We start from the raw sequence: 8,483 nt of genomic DNA, 5'->3' as shown, positions 1-8,483 counted from the left end.
TTTGCCAAGGATCAGCAAGCATTTCATCAATTGGTTTTAATACTTTCTTTTCGTCCATCTTAATTACTCCTAACATCAAAATAATGCTTTCAGTTTAAATTCACAGATCTTACAGCACCGTTATTCAAAATTTGTTACCAAGCTTATAAAGATTCTCTGCACAAAGCAATTAAAAAATTTTGGCTTAAAACAGCGTAATCTGCAACACTTTTTAAATATTTAAAACATAACAATCCTAGTTAGGTGCAAACATAAATTGAATTAAAAATACATTCAATTCAATAACGAGAAAAATTGATTTTATGGCTATCAGCAGACAGAGTGAAACGAGGTCAATGCGCACTTACACGTCATCTAAAATGACGTTGTGCTAAAATCTAAAAAATCTGTATCAGAAGTCGCTGTAAGCGACAACTAAAAGCAAACCCATTTAACCAAAATCAATTTGGTCTAACATGGTTTCAGTACTTGCTTGGTCTAAGCCTAAATAAGCTAAAGTCATCGCTTCACTTGAATGATTTAATAAGTGCATGACCAAACCAATATTGTAATTAGATTGTGTGTAAACACGATAAGCTCCAGTTTTGCGCATAGTGTGCGTACCAAGATAATTGATACTTAAAAGATCGCCGACTTTGCTCATGATTTTGTAGAACTGTTTTTCTGTGATATGTCGTTCTGGGTGTTGGATGGAAGGAAAGAGTCATTCAGATTGTAACTTATGATCAAGCAGCCATTGACGATACAACAAGAGGTCTGTTTGAACCGGTTTAAGATACAGCGTATTAGATTTACCAGTTTTTTTATCATGAATAAACGCATTTTGTTTAATGGAACCGTCCGGATTAAAGATATCGTTTTGTTTTAGGCACATGACGTCACTGACTCTTAGTAGCGTAGCTTTACCAACTTGAAAAATTGTATAGTTACGACGGCCAGCTTTAAAATTATTGAGTAACGTATCTTGAACTTCCTTGAGAATATTTGAATCTTTGATTGGTAAGACAACTTGTTGCATAGTCTTTTCTCCTTTTCTTGAGATATTAAAGCAGTTATGTTATTATTTTTGTAAGGAAAAAGTAAGGAGATGATATTGTGAGTGCAGGTAATGTAACTAAGGTTAGCTCGAAGATCACAAGTAAAAATCAGATTACAATTCCTAAAACAGTACGTGAACTGTTAAAAGTTCGGTCTACTGACACAATTGAATGGCAGATTGAACCAAATGGTAAAGTAATGATTGTTCGTAGTAAACCGGATCTATGGCAACTTGTTGATGAACAAGAAAAAAAGTTTGGAAATCTCAGTACGATAGAAGTTGATTGGGGTAAAGACGTAGAAAGCGAAGACTTTGATTAATGAAATTAAAACAAGGCGCTATTTTATGGATTAATTTAGATCCGGCTAAAGGCACTGAAACTAAGAAAAAGCGACCGTGTTTAGTTGTAAGCAACGATCACTATAATCGCTATTTTAATACGGTGCTAGTTGTGCCAATCAGTACCTCTGACAAATATCGTACCCAAGAAAAGTATGCTAAATCGCCGTTATTTATCAGGATAGATAACGGGAAAATTCACGGGACAGCGTTATTGCAACATGTCCGTGCTGTCGATCCAACAAAACGATCAGATGGCGAAGTTGTGGCCACTTTATCTCAGCAAGAAATTAGTTCGATTAGTACAAAGGTCCAACAATTTTTTTAAAAAACAGATGTTATTTATTGATAAAAACAAAAAATAGCCCCCAATATCTACATTATAGATATTAGGGGTTATTTTAACAATGTTTTTGAGGGGTTATTTGATAGTTATAGACCCTATATATTCATAGCCCCTTTCTGTTTGGTGTTAAAGTATTAGTCATCGATGTCATGCACTATCTTGTTTAGCTCCGTTTTGATGGAACTGGAAATATTTTCTAAATTGAAATGATTATATATTTCTTTATCCTTAAGCATCTTTTTTTGTGCCTTATTTAATTTACACTCATTGTTACCCACTACCCATTCATCCTTTGTACGTATAAAGGGGTTTTGCGCACTTTCCTTTAACGCGTTTTGAACATCTTCATAAGGTAAATAAAATTCAATTGTAGATTTATTTAATTGGTAGATTGTAAAATTAATCCGAACGCCCATTTGGATATTGGACAGCCCTAGTTCACAAAAGGTTTCGATTTTAATTCGTTCGGAATAGGTTATACTAGACAAAAGATCAGCTCCTAAAAGATGGGTTTGTGGTAAACACCATTTTAAAGGAAGCTGATCTTTTTTGTCCGAACAGCGTTCGGATTAATTTTACAATCTACCTTAAAACTAAAACTCTCCACGATAGAATTATATCATATGTTGAGAGACGTGTTCTAAGCCCTCGTTCAGTGTTGAAATGGTATAATCTATCATAGTGAACATTCAAAAACGTTAGGAGAACGATTCATGAACAACAATGAACGATTATATAAAATATCTGAAATAGCTGATATTGCAAAGGTTAACAAAACTAAAGTGTGGCGGTACATTCGTGATAATAACATTTCAGAACGTTCAATGAAAGGAAACGCGAAACTATATTCCGAACACACTAAAGACGTTATTATAAAGGCGTTTTCAAGTGAATCCGTTCACCTTGCAACTGAAACGAAAGCAGATACGTCACGAATATTGCTTGAACAAATAGACATTTTGAAGGGCGAACTTGAACGAAAGAACGATCAATTAGATAAAATGCAGTCATTACTTGACCAGCAACAACAACTCAACTTGTCTACCAACCGTCAAAATGAAAAGCTACTCGATACCACTACGAACAACACCCCTTCACAGGACGATAGGCCTCTGCAAAACGACGATACAGACGTTTTAAAACCTACCGAGGGTAATTATGAGGGGAAAGAAACTAAGACGCCTAAAAAGGGGTTATTCGGCTGGCTGAGACGTTAAAAATACCCCTTTGTCATATTATCGGCAAAGGGGTATAATACTGTTTGTAACTAAATTAAATAGACAAAAAAATTCCCTCGGGGGCTAAGCCGGGGGAACACGTAAATCATTCAAGGTTATGTGTTCATTCTACCTACTATTGTAAGATTTTTCAAGTAGGTAGAGTTGAATTTTTCTGGATCACGGGGGAGCCAAGCCCCGTTACTAGAGTGGCAACATTCTAGCCAAGCCAACTAATCTTACCTTTCGGGGACTGACAGCCGGTTAGCGGAGCTAATGAAACAAGTCGACAGGTCAAGTGAGAGCCGCCGCTATAAACTCCCACTAGGAATTAATCTATACTTGTATTTAGGTTAGTTCCGAACGGTGGCCCCACGCACGGGGCGGGCGGTAAAGCAGTACGAAAGTACAGGGCTATTACGCAAGGCCAGTGATCCAAACAACTAAAAATAAATGATTGCTGGCACCTATAAAGGGTGCTTTTTTTATAGGCTAGATTAGTTAGGCTAATCTACAAGCGCAATAGTAACAATACAAGTGTTTTTACGTGACGGTGATTCGTGACGAACAACAAAAAGTTTTCTTCTTCGCAAAACAAGGGGAAAACTATATCCCGCTCAGGTTCAAGCGTTCTGAACAGCAAAGGGCAAGCGCACTAAACTGGTTTGACCTTGAGGGTTAAGAGCACGTGGTTGCGTGCAGATAGGTTAAACTAGGGTGTTATTAATTTACTAATCGTCACGTAGACCACAAAACGTTAAGAACTAACTACTAACGATAGACACACTATTAATATTATATAGTCTCAGCCTAGGCGGGTTCTAAGCCGACATGTTTCGGACAATTATACATGAAACGTCATTATCACAAAGTAACTTACATACGTAGAATAATAAACTTTCACAAGTGTAAAATACTGGTATATTAACATTTACAAATTTACTCTATTTTCACAAAGTATCGTTATCGTATGATATCGGTAAATATATAGCTTGCTATCGTTGATATAACAAGGATTTACACACTTCACAAACTTTAGCTTTTAATACTATGTGTTATGTTAACTTGATTAAATTGAGTGGTTGCGTCTATTTCTGACCATGCTATACTATACTTGTGTTCGGGATTGACACGGATTAATTCTCTAAAAGTATGTGGTTCGTCATTAATTTGACGAGCCTTTTTTGTATGCTAACATTAAATAACTACTTTAAAATACATTCTAAACTTGCTAAAGCGTCAATGATTTTACTAGCATCGGTGAAACGGGAAACAATTTCTCCTGTTTTGCGGGTTGCAAAAAATTCCATTGGTAACTCAAAAATATGACGAATGTAGCCTAAAATAATTTCAATTGATAATCGTTGGCCTAGAACAGCTAGTAAAAAGTTTTGAGCATAAGTAAAGATTGATTGGAATATATAAAAGATAATTAAGCCTAGGGCAATTATTGCTAGGGTACTATGCATATTGTTAGGAATATAAGTATCAATGATTGTTTGTAAAAAATAAGAACCGGCAATACTAATGATTGTAATTAGTAAAGCGGCTAAAATAATATTTCCAACCAGTTTTTTTTGTTTAATCATGCTGGGGAAAAAAGAAAATAAAGAGCTTTTCTCTTGTTTTATTGGTTGATAAGTGGGCTTAGGAGCCATGAATAAAGCAACACCAGACCATTCCTGAGAAAATTGCTTTTTTCGCATTTTAATAACGCCCACAGTTGGATCAGGATCGGCAATGATTAATTGATCCTTTTTAACTTTTAACACGACATAGTAATGCAACAAGCCTCCAGGTTTTACGACATGAGCGATAAATGGTAAAGGCAAGTCCATAATATCAAATAAGGTCATATCGGCTTTAATGGCCTTAGTTTCAAGCTTGAGCTTTTCAGCTGTCCTCACTAAACCCAGCGCAGTAGTTCCTTTTGTATTAGTTTTAGCAAGATTTCTTAGATAGGCTAAGGAGACATTAGATCCAAAATGTTTTAAGATCATTGCTAGGCAAGCAACACCGCAATCTGATTCATCGATTTGAGAGATGTAACAATTTAAGAAATTATGTAAATTCATAATTTTAATTCTCCAGATTTTTAATAATATTTAACTATAGCAACTGTTTGCATGTTTAGAAAATTACTATTTTTTTACCAATGGGTTATTATCGGTTAGTGTTGGCATTAAAATTGCAAAGCCAACGATCAAATACAAAATTATAACAAAACCAGAGCTTTTAAGTGAGGCATTGTTGTTGGTTTGTATTCCCCAAAGAGCGGTTACTATAAAATCAATGCAAAAGTGACATACTATTGGAAATAATAAGTTTCTGGTTCTAACAAAAAGGCAGGCAAATAAAAAACCCATTGCCATCGTTTGACAAACTTGAACTATAGTCAAGGAAAGACTTTGCGAATATAAATTAAGAAAATGTTCTAATCCAAATAGTACACTTGAAATCACCAGCGGGAACAAAATACGAGAGAGTTGGCTTTTAGAATTCCGAAACAACTTAAATAACGTAACAAGAATTATTCCCCGAAAAAGATATTCTTCCGTTATACTAGCAATTAATCCAATTACGAATGCAGATAAAAAATTTTCTTTATTCATCAAGCCAATTGCGATTAATATAATTGCAAGCATAAAAATGAGCTTTTGTTGCTCTTTATTTAGTTTTATAGAAAAAGGAATCTTTTGTTTTGTTAATGCAGAATTTAAAACGATTAGTAAGCTAAAAAATAAGCATTTATCCAAAAATAAAAAAACTAGATTATTGTATTCACCACCCCATCTTAAAAAATTGATGATAAGAAGTTCAAATAATAGTTCGAAGAACACAACTAAAAAAAGCCGTAACACAAGTTCTTTGCTCCTCACTAAAGTCATCTCCATATATAAAAATTTAGAGAACCCAAAATCGAATATATGATTTTGGGTTCTCTCTATAAGTCTCAAAAAACTGAGGAAATATATATTCAGCCTCATACAGGGCTCATGTAAAGTGCACTAATATGCTTATAAATGAATAAGCTTTTAGAAAAATCCATGGAAAAATCCGTTAGCGAAATCTGCCGCGCCTTGCATAGCCCTGTTGTTTCTACGAATAGCAGCAGCATTATATGCATGATACCCACCTAAAATTTTTTCAAGACTATTATCTGATAAATTTATATAGTTACTTTTCATAAATGCAAATACCTCTCCTTAAGTTTATTTAAATAGTGACCATAGCTCTAAGGCGTTTCTAGCGACTTTTCCCCATTTATAACCAGCTTTATAGTCACCTCTAGAACCACCAAGAATGTTTTGTAAATGTTCATTATGTAAGAGTTGAAAACTATCTTTAAAAAAAGTCTTATTCATAACTTCACCCCCTAACATCATTAATTTGCTTAATATATTTTTTCTTTTAAAATAGACATTAAGTATACTTAAAAATATATCCAAGTAATGATTAAAATCAAGCTTACAATTGAAGCAATATAAGAAGCTTTTATTTTAAGACAAATGATTTAATAACAAAATTGGGAAAAAGATAGATTATTTATGCGGAGAGTTATTTTTTAAGAAAAAGAGATTTAGGCTTTAAAAATATAATTGTTACAATACCTAAAGAGGTAAGAATAATTAAAAAAAGTCGACCCAATAAAAATCCTAATAGAGTAGTCCTATTAAAATGAACTAGGTATTCAGAGGAATGTAATAATTGGATATTAAGAACGATAAAAGCCATGAGTATAGAAAAGAAGGTTATAGAACAAATTAGAAAGTATAACTTATTTTTAAATAGAAACCGAGGTGAAAAATGATTAAAAAAGGCAATAATATTGATGATAAAGAGGATGGGAACCGTAGGTACAAGTACTTCTTTAAAATCAAAGGTGTCAAAAATCATACTGAAACAAAGAAACACATTAGCATAATAAAAAAATATTGATGATTTCCTCGAAAAAACTAAATAATTATTCTAAATAGAATATCTGTCTAACATTTTTTCATCTCTAAGTAAATAATCAAGTGAGACTTCATATATATCACTAATTTTCACCAAGGTATCAATATCAGGTAAACTACGCGAATTTTCCCAACCAGAGATAGTTTTTCTAGAAATACATAATATTTTTGCAACTTGCTGCTGAGTTAGATGTTTTTTATTCCTACAGAGTTTCAATTTATTTGGTAAATTCATTATGAGATAGGGCTCCTTCATAAACATTTATATATACTTACTATTTTTAAAGAAATAACATTAACCTAATTTAAACTCTTTTCAATCAAAGTGACTACCTTACTGATGATACACAGCTTATAAGTTCTCTAATAGTTTTAGGCATGATTTCAATTCCCCTTTCGGAGATCAGCGAGAAATTCTTGTCTTGCTTGATCCCTGATCTTTTGATCATGTTCAGCTTGTTTTTCAGCCAATACTTGTTTTTCAGTTGTTCCTAAAGGCAAGCATTTAACTTTGTCAATTGCACGCCACTTTTCTTTATCTGATAATTCATCATTGTGCTGAATGTTAAAGAGTTTTTGACGCTCATCTTGAAATTTGCCTTGAGAAAAATCATTTGCGTCCTTTCTTTCAGGTTTCCAAGTAAAAGAATAACCGATAACTGGTTTTCCTCTGCCTTTACCATATTTTTTTCTAATCGTTAGCCCTCTAAAAAGCGGGGTTAATTCTTCTCTAATTGGCTTAATAACCTTTTTGTCAACATTTGAAGGACTATTCCAATAACTTTTAGGTATATCAAGCAATTCAAAAAAATCTTCTTTAGAGAAATAAGAATAGCCAGTAGTTCGAAATTGCTTAATTAGACGAAACATTGTTTTGGCGTAACTGCTTTTTAAATTTCTAAATTCTGTTAGGGCATAACGAACCCAACTTTCTAAATCGTTTAGCAAGTGCAATGCTTTGGGATAAATCTGAATATCAACATAAGGTTCTTCAGCTTCACCTTTAATTTCAAATTCAGTAAACATAACAAAAAATTCACGATTTAAGCCACTCTTACTTCTACGGCCAAACCTAAGGCTGAGGATTTTTTGGTATGTATTTTCAATATCATCAATAAAACGTTTATTTGCGGTTGGTTTATAGTTACTAAGCTCTTTTAACTGGTCAAAAGAGAAACGAACAGTTTTATTCCCTTGATCCCGCATGCGGGAAACAATTGAAAAAAATAAATTCATCTCAATTGGGGTAAATTTTCTCAAGGGAATAGTATTCAACTCAGGATCATACTTAACTAACTCATTAGACATGATTATCACCTCAAACATATATTAAAATAACAGTACCTTTTTATCAAGTACAGAACTTATAAAGGTACTTGATAAACAGACAAAAGGTACTTGATAAACAGACAAAAGGTACTTGATAAACAGACAAAAGGTACTTGATAAACAGACAAAAGGTACTTGATAAACTTCTGTGAGCCTTGGGGGAGTAAGGCTCAAGAGGGGTCTAAAAGAGGTTTAAAAGAGGTTTATAAAAGAGGTTTAAAAGAGGCACCACTGTACGAGGCCAAAACCTAGAAGCA

8 protein-coding genes and 3 pseudogenes are annotated in these 8,483 nt (G+C 33.5%); 3 read left to right on the top strand and 8 right to left on the bottom strand.

Annotated features, from left to right (window positions below):
* Positions 1-430: 430 nt before the first annotated feature.
* A pseudogene (locus tag KGF70_RS15845) lies at positions 431-1,018 on the bottom strand (site-specific integrase).
* Positions 1,019-1,095: 77 nt separating this feature from the next.
* Between KGF70_RS15845 and KGF70_RS15840 the strand changes: the two are divergent.
* Together KGF70_RS15840 and KGF70_RS15835 are read left to right on the top strand one after the other, a co-directional pair.
* Positions 1,096-1,359 carry a type II toxin-antitoxin system PrlF family antitoxin gene (locus KGF70_RS15840; protein ID WP_057878253.1) on the top strand — a complete coding sequence of 88 codons (264 nt, stop codon included), beginning with the start codon at positions 1,096-1,098 and terminating at the stop codon, positions 1,357-1,359.
* Positions 1,359-1,706, top strand: coding sequence for a type II toxin-antitoxin system PemK/MazF family toxin (locus KGF70_RS15835; protein WP_024002471.1), 348 nt, complete (start codon positions 1,359-1,361; stop codon positions 1,704-1,706). The genes KGF70_RS15840 and KGF70_RS15835 overlap by 1 nt, the downstream gene beginning before the upstream one ends.
* Positions 1,707-2,122: 416 nt before the next feature.
* Here KGF70_RS15835 and KGF70_RS15830 read toward each other — a convergent pair.
* Positions 2,123-2,212: pseudogene (locus tag KGF70_RS15830) on the bottom strand (IS30 family transposase); the annotation flags it as partial.
* Positions 2,213-2,437: 225 nt separating this feature from the next.
* Here KGF70_RS15830 and KGF70_RS15825 point away from each other — a divergent pair.
* Positions 2,438-2,941 carry a DUF536 domain-containing protein gene (locus tag KGF70_RS15825; RefSeq protein WP_033609920.1) on the top strand — a complete coding sequence of 168 codons (504 nt, stop codon included), beginning with the start codon at positions 2,438-2,440 and terminating at the stop codon, positions 2,939-2,941.
* Between the two features lie 1,226 nt (positions 2,942-4,167).
* Here KGF70_RS15825 and KGF70_RS15820 read toward each other — a convergent pair.
* From KGF70_RS15820 to KGF70_RS15795, 6 genes and pseudogenes are all read right to left on the bottom strand, one after another.
* Positions 4,168-5,016: pseudogene (locus KGF70_RS15820) on the bottom strand (cysteine peptidase family C39 domain-containing protein); the annotation flags it as partial.
* Between the two features lie 66 nt (positions 5,017-5,082).
* Positions 5,083-5,829 carry a CPBP family intramembrane glutamic endopeptidase gene (locus KGF70_RS15815; protein ID WP_251899233.1) on the bottom strand — a complete coding sequence of 249 codons (747 nt, stop codon included), beginning with the start codon at positions 5,827-5,829 and terminating at the stop codon, positions 5,083-5,085.
* 147 nt (positions 5,830-5,976) lie between these two features.
* Positions 5,977-6,129 carry a hypothetical protein gene (locus KGF70_RS15810; protein WP_154731614.1) on the bottom strand — a complete coding sequence of 51 codons (153 nt, stop codon included), beginning with the start codon at positions 6,127-6,129 and terminating at the stop codon, positions 5,977-5,979.
* Between the two features lie 24 nt (positions 6,130-6,153).
* Positions 6,154-6,306 carry a hypothetical protein gene (locus KGF70_RS15805; protein WP_154731615.1) on the bottom strand — a complete coding sequence of 51 codons (153 nt, stop codon included), beginning with the start codon at positions 6,304-6,306 and terminating at the stop codon, positions 6,154-6,156.
* A gap of 604 nt (positions 6,307-6,910) precedes the next feature.
* Positions 6,911-7,132 (bottom strand): helix-turn-helix transcriptional regulator, encoded by a 222-nt coding sequence (locus KGF70_RS15800; RefSeq protein ID WP_216786495.1) that lies wholly within the window; start codon positions 7,130-7,132, stop codon positions 6,911-6,913.
* Between the two features lie 149 nt (positions 7,133-7,281).
* A complete protein-coding gene (locus KGF70_RS15795; protein WP_216786494.1) occupies positions 7,282-8,205 on the bottom strand; it encodes a replication initiation protein in 924 nt (307 codons plus the stop codon).
* Positions 8,206-8,483 lie beyond the last annotated feature (278 nt).

The organism is Lactiplantibacillus sp. 7.2.4 (assembly GCF_018991185.1).
Taxonomy (GTDB): domain Bacteria; phylum Bacillota; class Bacilli; order Lactobacillales; family Lactobacillaceae; genus Lactiplantibacillus; species Lactiplantibacillus pentosus.
This window is presented reverse-complemented; position numbering and strand designations above follow the sequence as displayed.

What these genes read in the sequence shown, in the direction of transcription:
- KGF70_RS15835 (WP_024002471.1), top strand. Translation starts at nt 1,359, where the DNA reads ATGAAATTAAAACAAGGCGCTATTTTATGGATTAATTTAGATCCGGCT.
- KGF70_RS15825 (WP_033609920.1), top strand. Translation starts at nt 2,438, where the DNA reads ATGAACAACAATGAACGATTATATAAAATATCTGAAATAGCTGATATT.
- KGF70_RS15815 (WP_251899233.1), bottom strand. Translation starts at nt 5,829, where the DNA reads ATGACTTTAGTGAGGAGCAAAGAACTTGTGTTACGGCTTTTTTTAGTT.
- KGF70_RS15810 (WP_154731614.1), bottom strand. Translation starts at nt 6,129, where the DNA reads ATGAAAAGTAACTATATAAATTTATCAGATAATAGTCTTGAAAAAATT.
- KGF70_RS15805 (WP_154731615.1), bottom strand. Translation starts at nt 6,306, where the DNA reads ATGAATAAGACTTTTTTTAAAGATAGTTTTCAACTCTTACATAATGAA.
- KGF70_RS15800 (WP_216786495.1), bottom strand. Translation starts at nt 7,132, where the DNA reads ATGAATTTACCAAATAAATTGAAACTCTGTAGGAATAAAAAACATCTA.
- KGF70_RS15795 (WP_216786494.1), bottom strand. Translation starts at nt 8,205, where the DNA reads ATGTCTAATGAGTTAGTTAAGTATGATCCTGAGTTGAATACTATTCCC.